Raw genomic sequence first — 16,826 nt, forward strand, 5'->3', positions numbered from 1 at the left:
GTCAGCTAATACAGTAGGCTGATTGCAAAAGTCAACCTCTAACAGGATTTTAGATTTTGGGATTGACCCACAGATAAATCTGGGGGTAATTGGTCAACAGTAGAAGATGAAAGTTTGGTTGATAAGCTGATGTGCGCTTAGATTAAATATTCTTGCGTTAGGACTGTCCAGGGTCAACAGTCCAAAGTCCAAGCTAGTCTTTGACTCTGGACTGTTGACTTTTGACGACCGGATCGCAAAATATACAATTTAAATGCATAACAGCTTAACTTCCAAACTCTACGTTTAATAACCCTACAGTTGGGGAATTATAAATTTGTTCAGCTAAGTAAACTTTTATCAAACCACTGTGTCTTTTTTCTCTATCCAATGGCGTTTGTCTTCTATATTTTTAGTAATACTAATTTTATCTGCTTGTCAGCGAGTCCATTCTGACAGTAAAGATTTAGAACCACTACCACAAGATCCATTTGTACAAGTTTACTTCAACCATTCTCAGTCTTCTCAATATTTAGAACCTTACCGTCACCAGACTCACCAAGGAGATGATTTAGAAAAATTAATTATTGAGACAATTTCCCAAGCAAAATCAACAATTGATGTCGCAGTTCAAGAATTACGTTTACCGAAGATAGCGCAAGCAGTTGTAGATAAACAAAAATCGGGGGTGAAAGTCAGAGTCATTTTAGAAAATCGTTATAGTCGTCCTTGGAGTAGTTTTACTGTTAATGAGGTGAATAAATTAGATAAAAGAGAACAGCAACGCTATCAAGATTTTCGGTTATTTGCAGATATTAATAAAGATGGTAAACTGAGTGTAGAAGAAATTCATAAAACAGATGCTTTAGTAATTTTAAATCAAGCCAAAATACCTTTAATTGATGATCATGCTGACGGTTCTCAAGGTAGCAGTTTGATGCATCATAAATTTGTAGTTGTGGACAATCGCTTTGTGATTGTTACTTCTGCAAATTTTACCATGAGTGATATACATGGTGATTTTACTAATCCTAATAGTTTGGGTAATGCTAATAATTTATTAAAAATTGACAGCCGAGAATTAGCAGATTTATTTACCAAAGAATTTAACTTGATGTGGGGTGATGGAGTAGCAGGTAAATTAGACAGTAAGTTTGGTTTACAAAAACCTCTACAAAATTATCACCAAACAATCTTAGGCGATAATCAAATCACAGTCAAATTTTCACCAAACTCCCCCACACAACCTTGGCTACAAAGCAGTAATGGCTTGATTGGAAACACATTAAATTCAGCTAGTCAATCTATAGATATGGCATTATTTGTCTTTTCGGAACAGCGTTTGGCAAATATACTTGAGATGCGCCACAACAACAACGTCAAAATTCGCGCTTTAATTGAGTCAGGATTTGCCTATCGTCCCTACAGCGAAGTATTAGATATGATGGGCGTAGCTCTAAGTCAAAAATGTAAAAATCAACTTGATAATCGTCCTTGGAAAAATCCCATTACTACTGTAGGCGTACCGATTTTAGCAAAAGGTGATTTATTGCATCACAAATTTGCCATTATTGATCATCAAACAGTAATTACAGGTTCTCACAACTGGACAAGAGCAGCAAATAATGGGAATGATGAGACACTTTTAGTAATTAAAAATCCCATTATTGCTGCTCATTACCAGCGAGAATTTGACAGACTTTATGCAAATTCTAAATTAGGTATTCCACCAAAAATTCAGCAGAAAATGAAAGCACAATCAAAACAGTGTCATAAATAATTAGTGATGACATATAGCATTCCTAAATCATTCGCTCCAGACAAGATCCTCGACTTCTTAAAGAAGTCGGGGATCTGGACTTTGCAATTTTCACAAATCATATAGGATTGCTATATATAGGAACACCCATTTTCTGACATATTGCACCAGTCGCAATCAACCCTAAAATAAATTTCAAAGCTCAAACCTCAAATACATTTTAATGGCTTAAAACCTTAGCTCGTCGGTTAAAAACCGACTTTAGCTTTCAGCCAAAATTTTAATTTAGAGCTAGGTGCAAGCTATTTATTTTTGATTGCTCTTAATCAAGGGTTATAAAATTTTAAAATTTTTATCATTAGAATAATTTATCTTGATTTTTATAACAATGTTTACTAAATAACAATATACTATCAAAGAATTTGAGTATGATAGAAATTTCAAAAAAGAATCGCTTTAATATTGATATTTCTGCAATTTTGGAAGTGGAAGCTTACTTAATTGCTGCAATAATTCGATTTTTATAGCAATCCTATCTAGTTTGTGAAAAATGCTTTTAATAAATGAACTAAGCTGTTATGCATTTAAATTGTATATTTTGCGATCAGGTTGTCAAAAGTCAAGAGTCCAGAGTCAAAGACTAGCTTGGACTTTGGACTCTTGACCCTGGACAGTCCTAACGCAAGAATATTTAATCTAAGCGCACATCAGCTTATATAGACACAAAGTATCTACTTACTCTACACCGTAGGCATAGCCCTTCTCGTAGAGTAGCCCATGTAGCGTCTACGTGCCTAACCGTAAGGATAAGACACATAGAGGTGCTCATCGGCTTCAAGGTAGAGTAGTAAGTAGGCGGAAATAAACAAAACGATGTTAAGAAATATAAAATAGCTGAAATGCTTACTAATGATAAAGGACCCTTACGGGTACTCTACCTTGAAGCTGATAAGCGCCTCTACGCCAGTCTACCCTGGGGGAAGCTGCGCGCGTCTACATGGGCGAGATCCCCAAGACCGCGCTGGCTCACAAATGACGATCCTGACGAGTTCCAGACGAGTCATGGCTCGTCTCTACATTTGTGCCAACCTATTTAATTTAAACAATAATTTTAGTAAATGCATATTTTTTGTTGAAAATTTTTATCTCCCAAAAGTGGACTATAAGAGACTTTTAAAATTAGTATTTTCCAGGTAATGTAAGGATATAACAATATATAAACATTTGATTGTTACAGATTTAACTGCAAGCCTTGAAATTAATTTATTGTAATGTCAGCCATTTATTTTCATCAGATAGATAATGCTATGGAGCGAAGTTTCAAAGCCTAGTTAAAATAGGATTATGTGCTGATGGCTAACTTGATTCTCTCCTCAAAGAGTACTCTGCTTTCAACAAGAGCAGATATTGATGCGGAGTCTAAATATGAACAAATATGCTGTGCTGTCACAGTTACAAATGAGTAAAGTTTTTCTGTTGATAAATTCCAAGAAAAACTTTCCAGATTTAAAATCTAGAGGTATCAATGAATATTACTACTTTTAGCAAACAGACAAATCCATATAAATTACTTAAACAAAGACCACAATGGCACGGAGAGAATATGATGGACACCAGTATTGAAACTGAAGATTTAACAATACCAGATTCTTCAGTAGATACAAGCATTTTCAGTCAATCTAATCGTGGTCGTGTGGCAATTTTTATTGATGGTTCCAGCCTATTTTATACGGCTTTACAACTGGGAATTGAAATTGACTATGCCAAATTACTTTATTGTTTAACAGAAGGTGCAAAACTATTGCGCGCATTCTTCTACACAGGTGTTGATCGAAATAATGATAAACAGCAAGGTTTTCTGTTATGGATGCGTCGCAACGGTTATCGTGTAGTCACCAAAGAGTTAGTCCAATTTCCAGATGGTTCTAAAAAAGCCAATCTAGATGTAGAAATGGCGGTAGATATGATCAATTTAGTCCCCTATTACGATACTGCGGTGTTAGTGAGTGGGGATGGAGACTTAGCTTATGCTGTCAATGCGATCGCTTACAAAGGAGTACGAGTAGAAATTGTCAGCGTCCGCTCTATGACTAGTGATAGCTTAATCGATGTTGCTGACTGCTTCATTGATTTGGACACAATCAAACAACATATTCAAAAAGACCCTAATTCTGCTTATAACTACCGTCCCTTATCCAACACCACCGTACAGTAAACAATTTCCTGATCAATTCATCCTCAATATATAAACTGGTATCTTGCCAGAGCAGTAGATATTTTGTAGAGTAAACTGCTCTTAATTTGTTATGTGCTTTTTACTCGTCTTTAACTCAAATGGATATTTTAATCGTTGAGGATGAACCGGAAATTGCTCAGTTGATCCAATACTCTCTAGAAAAAGAAGGATTTGTCTGTCGTACTTGTCGCGATGGAAATACTGCTTTGCGGATGTTTCAAGAGCAAGCACCAGACTTAATCATTCTAGATCTAATGATTCCTGGCTTAGATGGACTGGAAGTTTGTGCCAGAATTCGCCAAAAACCAGGGTTAAAAGACCCGTATATATTAATGCTGACAGCCAAAGGTGAGGAAATAGACCGTGTCATTGGCTTATCTACTGGGGCTGATGATTATATGGTTAAACCCTTTAGCCCTAGAGAGTTAGTTGCTAGAGTCCGCGCTCTTTTGCGACGTAGTCTACGAGGCGGCGGTCAACATCAAATTTATCGTACGCAACATTTTACAGTAGATGTAGAGCAACGTACTATCAGTCGCCAGATAGATTCTCAGCCACCAGAAATTTTGGAGTTAACAACTCTAGAATTTAATTTGTTGAGTACTTTTGTGAGCAGTCCTGGTCGAGTTTGGAACCGCACCCAGCTAATTGACAAACTTTGGGGTGATAACTTTTATGGGGATGAACGAGTGGTAGATACTCATGTAGCGCGGTTGCGGAAAAAAATAGAACCAGATCCTGCTAACCCCACTTTTGTTAAAACTGTTGTAGGCGTAGGCTACAAATTTGAAGACTCTAATCTAATGTGAAGTTTTAACATGATTAACAAGGGTTGGCGATCGACAAAGTCCTTACCTTTGGCAACTCGCTTATTTTTCTCCCACTTGGTAGTGATGATTGTGGGGGTATTCGCCCTTGTAATCATCAGCAAGCTTTCTTCTCCACGTTTTTTTGTCCTCCACTTAGAGCAATTAGAAAAAAGAGGTTACAGATTATTTCATATCCGTACAGAATTAGTTGACGGATTTGAAGGTGCTTGGAGACACAGTACTGTCTGGTCAGTAATTGTCGGTGGTGCAGCAGCAGGAGGCTTGAGTTTCTGGGTTTCTAGGCGCATTATGCAAGGCTTAACCGAGATGGAAAAAGTCACTCAAGAGTTTGCTACAGGTAGACTGAATTCTCGACTACCAATGTCAGACATTCCAGAACTCAATAGATTGGGGACAAGTTTCAACCGTATGGCTGCAAGCTTAGAAGGAGTAGAAACGCGGCGACGGGAATTAATTGGAGATATGACTCACGAATTGCGGACACCTCTGACGGTAGTACGTGGTTACTTAGAGGAACTAGCTGATGGAAGTATAGAGCCTTCCCCAGAAATTTATCTGCGGTTAGTGAAAGAAACTAAGCGTTTAGAGCGATTAGTAAATGATTTACAAGAACTTTCTAAAGCAGAAGCTGGTTATTTACCAATTCACATCAAACCTGTAAATATACGTCCCTTATTAGAGTCATTAGTAACTAGGTTTGCTGACCAATTGCTCGAAGATGGCCCAGTTCTGCAACTGAAGTGTCCAACCGAGCTACCTCTTGTCTTGGCAGATATCGATCGCACAGAACAGGTATTAGTAAATTTAGTTGGTAATGCAGTACGCTACACAAATCAAGGCACAATTACTATCCAGGCTTGGGTTGATGACTCAAAACTCTGGATAGCAGTTATTGACACAGGTATGGGCATATCACCAGAAGATTTACCCCATATATTTGAACGCTTTTGGCGAGCGGACAAATCTCGCGATCGCCACTCTGGTGGTACTGGTATCGGTTTAACCATCTCCCGCCGCTTAGTAGAATTACAAGGCGGCTACATGGAAGTAGAAAGTGAACTCGCAGTCGGAAGCACCTTTCGTTTTTGTCTACTTTTATCTGGGGATCGGGGATAAGGGGATCGGGGATCGGGGATCGGGGATAAGGGGGACACGGGAGATAGGGGGGACACGGGAGATAGGGGAGAGAATAAACAGTAATAAATAGTAATGCTCCATTTCCCGATCCCCAATCCCCGATCCCTAATCCCCGATCCCCAATCCCCGATCCCCAATCCCCGATCCCTTAACCAAAGCTTGTACTCTTTTTAACTCAAGTTTTACTGGAAATGTTTTACTTTATCCACAAAGCTGTGCGATCGCTGTTGTAAAATACGGTAAAACTATAGATTTTTAGATGTATGCGAAACTGCAAGTTATCTACCAATTGCTGTTGAGTAGATTCAGTATTTAATTGGCTACATTTATATATCGCATATTTACGGAATACGAGGAATATAAATGCTTGAGTCTATAGCTATTGCTTGGTTATTACTATTTTTGGGTGATTTTCTTTCTACTTTTTGTTACCATGTACCAGAACATGTTTTTGGTAGCCTACATCTAAAAACCCATCACTCTGCCAAAAAGAACTTTCGCCACTACGCAATATTGACTGTTAATGCTTTAGTTCTTTTAGATGGTGTTTTAGGTGCTTTGCCATATTTATTAGTAGCTATATTTTTATGGAGTTTATCTCCGGTTGGTGTTATCTGTGGGCTGTTGTTTGGTCAGTTTCATGTATGGTGGAGACATACCAGTATCATGAATTGGCAAACTCCTAAATTTTTGACCAGTTTATGCCAAGTTTTATTTATCACAACTCCTGAAGTACACTGGCAGCATCATCAAAAAACTAGCTTAGGCTACGGCGATATTTTCACATTTTTTGACCAACCTGCAAAAACTTGGTTGCGTTGGCTGCGTTTGCTCAGGCTACATTTAAAATATTCACAAAAAAACGGCGGTTCGGAATGTCTCTAGAAAGAGTGTTCCAAACCGCTCTTAACAAAATGTGAATGCTCAAAGAAAAGTGTAGGTTGATTATTGGTTGTTGTTTGGTGCTGGTGTTGCGGGAGCAACTTTTACATTTTGTGCGTCCACAGTTTTCACACCTTTAATTTGTTGTGCTAAGGTGGGAACTTTATTTAGTTGCTCTTGAGTAGGAACTGTCCCAGCTACTTTCACAACGCCATCTTCTGCATCAACTGTTAATTGGCTAGCTGGTAAATTTGCTTCTAGCTTTCCGCGAACTTCGCTTTCTAAATCATCATCATCTCTATCTGCATCACCACCCGTCGCATTATTACGTTGCTCTCTGGCGCGAATATCTGACTCAATTTGATCTTTACGAGTTTGGCTGGTAGCGTCTTGTTGGTTTTGTTGAGCTGTTTCTTGTGCTGGTGCGTTAACGTTTTCAGTGGTATTATCAGGAGCATTTGTGCTGGTTCTAGAGGGTGGTTCGCAACCTGCTGCACCAATCACTAGAACACCGCCAAGCAAGAATGGAATGAGTTTTTTCATTTGTTTTTCTCAAGTGAAAATTTTTTTGCAATTATTTTGTCTGTGTGCAAGGTTGAAGAGCAAACTTAACAGTTATCAGTTATCAGTTATTATTTATTAGTTATTAATGACAAATTGCTCACTGATAACTGTTCACTGATGAATTAGAGAGCATTATCACGACGGTCAACAATAACTACGTTGGGATCATTATCAACAACGTTTGTACGATCATAAGTAGGAGTAGTATCGACCCCAGAAGTTGCAGGATTTACATAATCACCGTGAGTATCAGCAACATCTGGTGCATTGTAGATACCAAACTCCTCAATTCCCCGATTTCTAAGAATACTTTCAGCGCGACGGATTTCTGCTTCTGTACCTTCTACCATGACTAAATAATCACCACGAGAAACGCGCTCATTGTAAACTCTAGCTCGTTCTTCAGGAATTCCCAAACCAACTAAAGCACCTAATAACCCACCAGCTGCTGCACCAATACCAGCACCCGCAGCAGTTGTAGCTAAGGTTGTGGCTAATTCGCCTGCTAGTAGAATTGGCCCAACACCGGGAATAGCTAAAGTACCCAAACCTACGAGTAATCCCGTCAAACCTCCTAAAATACCACCTGTAACTGCTCCCGCAGCAGCTCCTTCATCGGCTTTATTACCAACACCTTTTTGTGTGTCAACACCAGCAATATCACCAGTGCGATCGCTGTCTTTAACAATTACAGAAATTTTATTCATGTTAAAGCCAGCATCTCTTAGTTCAGTGAGTGCATGTTCAGCTGCGTTACGGTTAGAAAAGACTCCAACTGCACGTTGATGTTTCCCCACGACCATTTTTTACTCCTCCATAAATTCAGTGATAAGCTTGTTTGTGCTTACTACATACTGTTTTGCCCTGTTTTGAGAACATTTCCATCGTTCTCAGGTGTAAGCAGCTGCTCTATCAAGAGAGAGGTTGTTTTGGGAAGATGAGAATTGACGCGGACTTGAACGGAGCGAAGATGATTGCATTATTGGGGCTGTCTGTAAACCAGTCTGGAGGCTCGAACGGTTTGTACTGTAATCTCAGCACAGACTCTTCAGGGCTACTGAAAGCCTACACTGTATTCGGTACTCCGAATCAGTGTGGGTAGTTTACGCTGTTTTTCCTCTCTGGAAATAGTCCGAACTAGTGGTTCCGACTCCTGAACCGATTCCTCCTGATAATCCTAAGACAAACAGGCTTTGCCTACCAGACAAACTACCAAATGCTTCAAGTGGAGCCAAGGGAACTGCATAGAAGCGACCTGCCGCTATATGGCCAATAGGGTAGGCAAACATTTCTTCTATGTACCGGAAAGGAGCACCTACCGGAATACCATACGGTTCTGCCATTGAAAGGCTTCTCCAGCGTGGGAAATAGCGTCCTACAAAAGCATGGAAACCTTCGTGAGCAGCAGTATCTCGGGCTGCCCAGCTACCAGGATTGAGATTTTGGTCAAAATTATCGATAGTGATACTATATCTAGGTTGCCACCATCTTGATCCAGGAACGCGGTCGAAATTTGTTCCACCACCTTCATCTCCCAAGAAGTTGAGCCACCTTACAAATCTAGCCCGTGCGTTAGGGCCAGCGCTTGTCGCACCGCTTCGAGCTGCTACTGCGCCAAAAGCACCGCCAATACCTCCTGTAATCGCACCAACAATTGCTCCAGTGAGAGCCGCATCACCAAGCCCTGCCCCTAATGGTTTACCGTTAATAGCATTATCCAAAAGTTGCCCGGATACTGACGCAGCTGCACCACTACCCGCTCCCGATACTACACCAGATGCAACCCCACCCACAATAGATTGACCAGCACTCGCGCCAAAAGCTGCCAATCCCGATGTAGCTGCTGAACCAACTCCAAAGCCGATTGCACCACTCACGGCTCCTGTCAGCGCACCAATGCCAACATTTTTGAAAAAGTCACCGACATTAAAGTTATCAGTATGGGTGACAGCATAGCCAATACCACCAGAAATACCACCTACAACCAAACCAATTAGCGCGCTGATGGCAAGCCCAACTAAAAGGTCATCAATACCAAATATGCGACCCGTCTTATCACTGAAAAGGATAGGATCGTTACCAGCATAAGCGAAAGGAGAAGGTTGTTGCCCAGCCGGATCGGGTCCGTAAAAACGTCCTAGACTGCTGTCATAAAGACGCGCTCGATAGTTATACAATCTCGTTTCTGAATCGTATTCCTGCCCCGTGTAAAGGTAGGCAAGGGTGCTACTCCCATATACCTCTCCCATTAAATCGCCAAAGGGCAGGTAATTGTAAGCGGCAACTACTTGCCGAGTTGCCCCATTGACCACCGCTCGCGTCGAATTTTGTCGATCCTTCAACACATAAAGAAAGTTTGTATTTCCCTGGGTCGCACCAGGGGCAAAAGCGATTAACCCAGCAGGTCCATAAATGTATAAGGTAATTCTTTCTGCATCTGTACCTGTCTTGTCTAGCTCGATGAGAGGATAATCATTCCCTCCATGCAGATATAATTTTTGCTTGTCTGACTGTTTTTTCAGTACGCGCTGACTACCACCACCATAGGTAAAAGTTACGGGGTTATTAGCATTAGCAACAGGAGTAATGCTGGTAGTCATCTGAGTTAAGGGATTGTAAGTTAAATTTTGGAGCTTCCCTGAAACGGCGATGACATTGCCATTAGCATCGGGAGTAAAATTCTCAATGTTTGTCCCTGTCTCTGTTTGAACAGAAATACTTTGAAGCTGATTGCTCCCCCCGCGATAAGCATAGGTTTTGTAAGAATATTCCCCCGCATTCGCATTGCCATGATTTAATTGCTTAATATTTCCATCATCGTCGTAGCTTGTAGATCCTTGAGGACTCAATCCTAGACTGTATGGTAAGAAAGGTTGATTGTTTTGTAAGTTTTGAGCAACTTGCAATCGTCCGGCGCGATCGTATTTATACTGATAAGCAAAGTTAGCAGTGAAATTGCCAGAATTGGACAGACCAAAAGCAGAGGAAATCTGAGCAATTTTGCCGCTGTAATATCCAATACTGTGATTGTCTGGACTGTAACCTCCCGTTGTATAACTAATCGTTTCTCTGAAAATATCGTTATCAATCTGCTGTAGCCAGCCAGGTGAGTTGTAAGCAAAGCTTCGCTCTATCGAGCGAGAGCTACTGTTATTAAGCGATTCCTTTTGCACGCTGCCATTAGCATAATAGCTATAGGAAGCATAATAATAGGGATTATCGGGCGCATTGCCTACTCCAATCACTTGATTTAGTTGATTGTAGGTATAGTAAACAACTGGCCAATTCTCTGGATTGGCTGAACCATAATCAACTGTAAGGATATTGCCTAAATTGTCGTAGGTATAAAGAATTTCATAAGTGCGATCGCTATAATCAGCTACCTGAATTCGTTTAGAGATGACTTTGCCAAAAATGTTGTACTTAAGAGTTTCTGTGACAGCGATGTTTCCTTGACTGTCGCCTTCACTTACTAAAACTTTAGTCAAGCGTCCGATAGCATTAGCATCTGTGCGATCGCCATCATAAAAATATTTTCTCAACCAAGTAGTGTTGGCAGTTGGCTGTGCTGGCTCGTTGTTTGCATAGTTTTGTAAGGCGTTTCGATCCCAAGGTTGATTATAAACACCACCTTCAACTATCCGCCCTAGAATATCGTATTTCGTGTATAAAACATATCCCTTTTCTGCGCCTTCTGCATCCTGCATAAACCGCAGCTTTCCGGCTTTATCGTAGATATATTGGAATGGTTTTGAGGCGTCTGGCGTAGTTCTTTGTGTTAAGCGATCCAGGATATTATAAGTGCTAGTTATTACCCATTTATCTTTTTGCAAGACTTCCGGCGGATTGTAGTAATTCGGCAACCGTTGGGTTGTTACTTTGCCGTTGTTGCTATAAGTATAATCAAAGCCTGTAGTGATATAGGATGAGTTAGCCGGATCTATTTCTAGCCCATCAGCAATGGGATTGCCAATTTGCTCCTTAACGCTAACCGATACTGTGCCATCTTGGTTAGTAACAGTCGTGACAAAATATTGTCCAGCTGGCAAATTCATCTGGGTTGGAAAACTACCCGACTGATTAGCGCCATATTGATACTTAACTGTGTGGCGGTCTTGCGGTTGAGTTGTATCTAAATTAGTAATAGCAAAATCCCTTCCTGGCAGTCCAATTTCAACCTTTCGAGATAAGGGAGAACTTTCAAATCGAGTCCGAGAATAGGGATATCCTTGATCGTCAGAATTACCTGTACCACCAGGCGAATAATACTCAGCGACGTATCCTGTCATTACCCCTGTTGTTGACCAAGCAATTCCCGTAACAAAATCTGGCTGATAGCGGAATAATGTATTGGAATATCGCGCTGGTTTAGTTTCAATTGCCAAACGCCCTATCTCGTCATAGACGCTTTCAGAAACAATGGTGTTATTTCCTTCCAGAGCTTGTCTCTGCCTCGTCTTGCCACTACCATCATCATAGATTATGGAAACTTGCGGTTCGCGAAAAACTACAACATTCTGAAACTTAAGTTCATTGCCTGCAATAATTCCCAGAGAACCAACAATATTTTGGGAGAGAAAATAACTAAAAATCTGCTGTCCACCCACGTAAAATAGAATGCTTTTCTCGACAACGACGAGCAACCACTCTGTTGTATTTAAGGTAGGTTGGGGTACAGAACTAACTGGGTTAGGATTGCCATTAACTAATAACTGCCATTGGGACGTAGTTGGAGACCATTGTACAGTTACTTGCTGACCAATACTTAATCCTACAGTTTGGGTCATAGTTGCTGCGGGAGTAACCTTCAGCATCACCCCATAATTGCTGTAGGAATCGCTGCCCTTAAGCGTTATCTTGCCTGGTTGACTGCCAATATAAACCAGCGCGCTATCTTTGACAGTCCAATTGCCGGGATTATCCGATTGCCAAAGGTCTTGCCACTGACCGTCTTGAAAGTCATCGTAGATTCCTCCCGCTCTAGCACTAATAGCCAAACTGCTATTGGGATCGGCTGGATTAAAAGTATCGTTATTGCCAGATCTTGAAAAATATTCAGCTGCTACAGCATCTACATTTTCAGCAGGGCCAATAGTAGCAATTTGGCGTGAAAAATCGTCATAAACCTGACGCATGGTTTCGCCATTGTTGCCTATAGTAGCAGTAACTAGCCAATCTCTCGCACGATAAACTGTAGCAGCAAAATTGCACAATAATGGCGAAAAGCGAAGATCGTCAACGAGGAAAAACTTAGTTTGTTTTTGATTATAAGCAAACAAATTAACGTCAAGAGCTACCTCTCGATTAAAATTTTGTTGAGTTAGATCGATAACTTGATAGAGGTAAAGCCATTGGCTGCTGGTATCTGCAATTTCTATCGAGATCGGCGTGCCTATAGCTTGACCATTTTGAACAAAACTAATGCTCCAAGCTGCCGCTCCACTGTTGCTGCCAAATCCGCTCTCTGTTTTTATCCAACAGGATAAAATATAACTTTGCTGCGTATAGTTAGGTGGTAAGTGAAAAGTTCTTTGCAACCCTACTCTACTACTCGGATTTGGTGGTAACTTCAAGCAATTCTGACCCGTATGGGCATCTCCTGAGAAAATGCAAGGAATTCCCTGGCTGCCAGTCTGGAGACAAGTTTGTATAGGTTGATTGATGGGATAAATTTGCCATCCTTGATTATCTTCATAGATCTCAAATCCGTAATAACTAGCTTGTTCGGCTGCAATACTAGCATTAGAAAATGTGGCAACTAAATTAATCTGATCTGTATCGTAAATAGCAGACTCATGAAGGCCTAAAACATCGCTTTGTTCCTGTATTTGACCTTGATTTGTAGTGAGAGAGTTGATTTCAGATAACTTTAACCATAAATTCAGATCGGGATTGCTAAAGTTAAAGTTAGGAGAATTAGTACCTTGTTGCAATCGATAGTTTTGGCAAGGAGACCATTTCCAGCTACTGCCTGTCGCCCAATTCTTCCAAGTAGTAACATAACTTAAGGTGACTATATCGTTGGTTCTGCTTGTGGTTTGGACAATAGCACTTAACAGGTTTTTAGCAAGCATTGCTTGCTGATACTCATTGACCTGCCATGCATAGAGGCTAGACTCGGTGATGACTGTTTGCTGTCCCTTACTGTCATAATTATAGGTCTTTGTTTGAGTAATTAAACCCGTTGATAAATCGTAGGAACTTTCTGTTGTCTGAGTAATACCCTCAAGGACAGTCACGGTTTTTTCTAGGCGAGCATAAGCACCGTAAAGATTAATTGTTTGACTAGAACCAAGTTGCGTTCGAGTCACCAATACTTTCCAATAATTTATAACTGAAGATACCTCTGTTCCATCGGCATCATAGTCTTTTTTACATAATAAAATTCCGTTGAGAATTCTGGCGTAGTTGTAAATGGTTCCGATGGGATAAAATGTTCCAGCCTGCCGAGAAACGCCATTAGAGTAGTAATATTCTGTCTTACCGTAGGGAGGAGCAGGCGTGTCTTGCTTGCAACCTGGCAGTACCGTAACTTTAGAATATTGTGCTAAGGCTGTGCTGGAATCATAAATTACAGTCGATTGGTCGTAACGGTAAAATTGCGAGTAAGGGGTATCAGATGTAAATCCATCATCAATTTGGATGTAATTTACTTGAAAATCATAAACAGCACCTGTGAAAGTTCCTTCCGCCAAGCGATACAAGGTAATGTAGCTAGCTTGGTCAAAACTTCGATCAGCTGGATATGTTACTAGGGTGTTGGGGCTTGCTAAACTGGTTCCAGGTTTGACAGTAGTATTCTGCTCAACATAAATCTTTTCGTTGTACAGAGTTGTTAAGTTAGCCACTTGTAACTGGCTATTTTTCAGTGGCACTATTTGAGTATTTTTGCCAGTTGCATCTTCGTAAGCAATATAAACCGGAGCCTGGTTCTGCACGCTTTTAGGATTGAGAGTCCCAGGTAAGGGATTAGGCAATTGCTGCCATTGCCCAGAAGGCGTGCGAAAATAGACTGTGCTATCTATATTGAGATAGTTGCCATTTCCTCTTGGATAATGCCCTTTTGCTTGTAGAGTAACAGGACTTGTCCAACCGCTCTGATTGGGATTGCTAGGATTAAATTGTAAGAGTTGGTTAATGGTATTATTACCTGACTGCTTAGACATGATGGCGACGTCGCTGCCATAGCCAAACTGGTAATCAGCGACGCTATCTGATGCATCAAAATCTTTCCCTATCCAGTTGGCAATATTATTGCTATTACCACTACCGCCGACGTATCGTAACAGGTGTTGGCTATTACCAATCAAGCTATTCTCTACGATTGAAGCCAGAACAGGTAATAGTGGTTTTTGTCCTGAAAAAGGCGAAGTGTATTGCTTCACTAAGGGAGAGCTGGCGTTGAGAATGTTAAAGTTCTCGTTCCATTGAAAAATCCGGATTTCAGAGGTTAAACTGGCTGGATTTGACGAGACACTTTTGGCATAAGTAGCTACTGCATAGGTATCTCCTAAACTCCAGAAAAATAGAAAATTGTTGGAAGGCTGTGGATCTTGATAAACATCAAAGCTATTATTCCACGTAAAGCCCGACTTCCACACGCCTATATCGTCGCGGTAGAGTAATTGGAAAGACCCAGTTTTTGTAATTTGGTTATAGGAGCATACAATATAAAAATTATTTTTACCTATCAGCGCAACTTGAGCTGGTTTGGCAACTGCAATATTGGGAAGAGTAGGATTAGTCCAAGCTTTTTGTTTCCAGTCCCAATTATATCCATAAAATGGGCGATCGCTGAAGTTAGGATTATAGACAATTACAAACTCATCACCTGTTGTTAAGACTGTTTTGGTGGAGTTTGAAGTTAGCGTTATATTTTGCTGAGTATAACTCCATTCTCCAAAATTAATTAAATCTTTACGAAAAAGATAAATTTCTTCTCTGGCTGGGGCTATATTTTGAAAAGCTAAAACAAACCAATCTTGTCTAGGAATAACTGTTAAAGTATCTAAATCAAATTTAGCACTAAAATAAACAGAATTTGATTGCACCCAGCGACCAACCCAGCTATAGATTGATAACTGCAAGCTACCGCTGCTTGGTTCATACCAAGTTATTACTGCATAGTCTGCCCCATACCAAACTCTTGGTACACTACCAGTTAGGGGACTGTTAATTTTCAAATTTTTAGTAGAATTAATTAGCTGCGCTTTTTGATAACTATAGGTTGCTTTGCCTCCTTCAGGATAAGTAATGGTTTTCAGCGCTCCCGGATGAGGATCGGATTTGCTATAGTATTCAAATTTTACTCCCGGTAGCGATTGGGAATTGATATTAAGGAACTTAATCGATACTAAGTATCTTTTCCATAGATATCGATAAATATCAGAACTTGTAGAGGTGTTAGATAGATTATTCAGTTGGTATTCAAACTTAACAGAGAAAAGAAGTTCGCCAGCTTGATTATTGACTTGAATTTTATCTAAATATTTAGTTTCATATCGGTCTTGATAAGCATTAGGCCCCAGTTCACTATGTGGTGGTTGATATTCTATAGCTCCATTTGGACCAAGATTATTTGGTCCGTACTTATTACCATAAAAAAAACTTACCGTTCGGCCAAATTCATCAGTTATAGTTTTGAGGTACGAGGCTCTAGTATATTGGAGGCCATTATTGCCCACACTTTGATTGTCGCTATCGTAGTTAAAAACGACGGTATTACCCCAAGTATCTTGAGTTTCGCAAAGGTTCCAGGCTACAGCAAATTGCTGCTGACCTAGTGTTAAAGCGCTACTGCCAACCCAATTACCCCATTTTATTCCCCATTGAACAGTATTGCGATCGCTATTCTTGTCTCCGTAAATACTGGTTATGCCATTTTCTTGGGTAATTACCCAGCGCTCGTTGCTGGGATAGTACAAAATTCGCCAAAATTGATAGTTTTGGGTTTCGTAAGTATATGCTCCGTCATTAGCAGTTCCAGTTCTAACTAATGGATTTACAGAACCGCCTGCTATTAAATAAAAACGATTGTCATAGGGTGAACCAGTGTTGTTAGTATCTGCTACAATTCGGTCAAATCCCAAAGACCAACCTAATCCTAAAATTCCTGTAGGAGATTCTAAATTCCAAGTATCTATGGAGTTTTGAACGTTACTTTCATACACAGCAGATACATTAACATCTAAACCATTGCGTCCAGTCAATGAAATTAGTTTTAAAGGTAAATTAACATCTCCTCTAAATAAGTTAACGCTATCTTGGATTTTTCCTAAAGCATCAGAGTCAAATTGAAAATTTCTAATGGCAGGAATGTTAGCAGATTGACCATTACTCTTACTAGAAGTGGCTGTTTGCAATGTCATTGTTGTATCTCCATAAATCAGATGATGCACTTGCTTTTAATTTTTCGGTAGCAGAGTATTTTTGAATTTTT

General features: G+C 40.2%; 8 protein-coding genes. 5 read left to right on the plus strand and 3 right to left on the minus strand.

Going from position 1 to position 16,826, the window contains the following annotated elements; translation table 11 throughout:
- Positions 1 to 349 precede the first annotated feature (349 nt).
- The 5 genes from B4U84_RS18805 (at position 350) to B4U84_RS18825 (ending at position 6,826) form a co-directional block, all read left to right on the plus strand.
- The gene (locus B4U84_RS18805) at positions 350 to 1,759 is read left to right on the plus strand and encodes a phospholipase D-like domain-containing protein (RefSeq protein ID WP_131120012.1); all 1,410 of its coding nucleotides are present in this window, start codon (positions 350 to 352) and stop codon (positions 1,757 to 1,759) included.
- Between the two features lie 1,504 nt (positions 1,760 to 3,263).
- Positions 3,264 to 3,953, plus strand: coding sequence for a LabA-like NYN domain-containing protein (locus B4U84_RS18810; protein ID WP_131120014.1), 690 nt, complete (start codon positions 3,264 to 3,266; stop codon positions 3,951 to 3,953).
- A 119-nt stretch (positions 3,954 to 4,072) separates the two neighbouring features.
- Entirely contained in the window at positions 4,073 to 4,783 is a 711-nt protein-coding gene (locus B4U84_RS18815) for a response regulator (protein ID WP_131120016.1), read from the plus strand.
- A gap of 9 nt (positions 4,784 to 4,792) precedes the next feature.
- Positions 4,793 to 5,920 carry a sensor histidine kinase gene (locus tag B4U84_RS18820; RefSeq protein WP_131120018.1) on the plus strand — a complete coding sequence of 376 codons (1,128 nt, stop codon included), beginning with the start codon at positions 4,793 to 4,795 and terminating at the stop codon, positions 5,918 to 5,920.
- A gap of 384 nt (positions 5,921 to 6,304) precedes the next feature.
- Positions 6,305 to 6,826: a sterol desaturase family protein gene (locus tag B4U84_RS18825; protein WP_131120020.1), complete on the plus strand. Its 522-nt coding sequence runs from the start codon at positions 6,305 to 6,307 to the stop codon at positions 6,824 to 6,826.
- Positions 6,827 to 6,886: 60 nt separating this feature from the next.
- Here the strand turns inward: B4U84_RS18825 and B4U84_RS18830 are convergent, their stop codons facing one another.
- From B4U84_RS18830 to B4U84_RS18845, 3 genes are all read right to left on the minus strand, one after another.
- Positions 6,887 to 7,366, minus strand: a complete 480-nt coding sequence (locus B4U84_RS18830) for a BON domain-containing protein (RefSeq protein ID WP_131120022.1) — start codon at positions 7,364 to 7,366, stop codon at positions 6,887 to 6,889.
- Between the two features lie 143 nt (positions 7,367 to 7,509).
- A complete protein-coding gene (locus tag B4U84_RS18835; RefSeq protein ID WP_017310662.1) occupies positions 7,510 to 8,190 on the minus strand; it encodes a general stress protein in 681 nt (226 codons plus the stop codon).
- A gap of 300 nt (positions 8,191 to 8,490) precedes the next feature.
- Positions 8,491 to 16,755, minus strand: a complete 8,265-nt coding sequence (locus B4U84_RS18845; protein ID WP_131120024.1) for an RHS repeat domain-containing protein — start codon at positions 16,753 to 16,755, stop codon at positions 8,491 to 8,493.
- Positions 16,756 to 16,826: the final 71 nt, after the last annotated feature.

Origin of the sequence: Westiellopsis prolifica IICB1 (assembly GCF_004323185.1) — a bacterium.
Lineage (GTDB): Bacteria > Cyanobacteriota > Cyanobacteriia > Cyanobacteriales > Nostocaceae > Pelatocladus > Pelatocladus prolificus_A.

Coding starts and splice junctions, on each gene's coding strand:
- B4U84_RS18810 (WP_131120014.1), top strand. CDS start 3,264: ATGAATATTACTACTTTTAGCAAACAGACAAATCCATATAAATTACTT.
- B4U84_RS18815 (WP_131120016.1), top strand. CDS start 4,073: ATGGATATTTTAATCGTTGAGGATGAACCGGAAATTGCTCAGTTGATC.
- B4U84_RS18820 (WP_131120018.1), top strand. CDS start 4,793: ATGATTAACAAGGGTTGGCGATCGACAAAGTCCTTACCTTTGGCAACT.
- B4U84_RS18825 (WP_131120020.1), top strand. CDS start 6,305: ATGCTTGAGTCTATAGCTATTGCTTGGTTATTACTATTTTTGGGTGAT.
- B4U84_RS18830 (WP_131120022.1), bottom strand. CDS start 7,366: ATGAAAAAACTCATTCCATTCTTGCTTGGCGGTGTTCTAGTGATTGGT.
- B4U84_RS18835 (WP_017310662.1), bottom strand. CDS start 8,190: ATGGTCGTGGGGAAACATCAACGTGCAGTTGGAGTCTTTTCTAACCGT.
- B4U84_RS18845 (WP_131120024.1), bottom strand. CDS start 16,755: ATGACATTGCAAACAGCCACTTCTAGTAAGAGTAATGGTCAATCTGCT.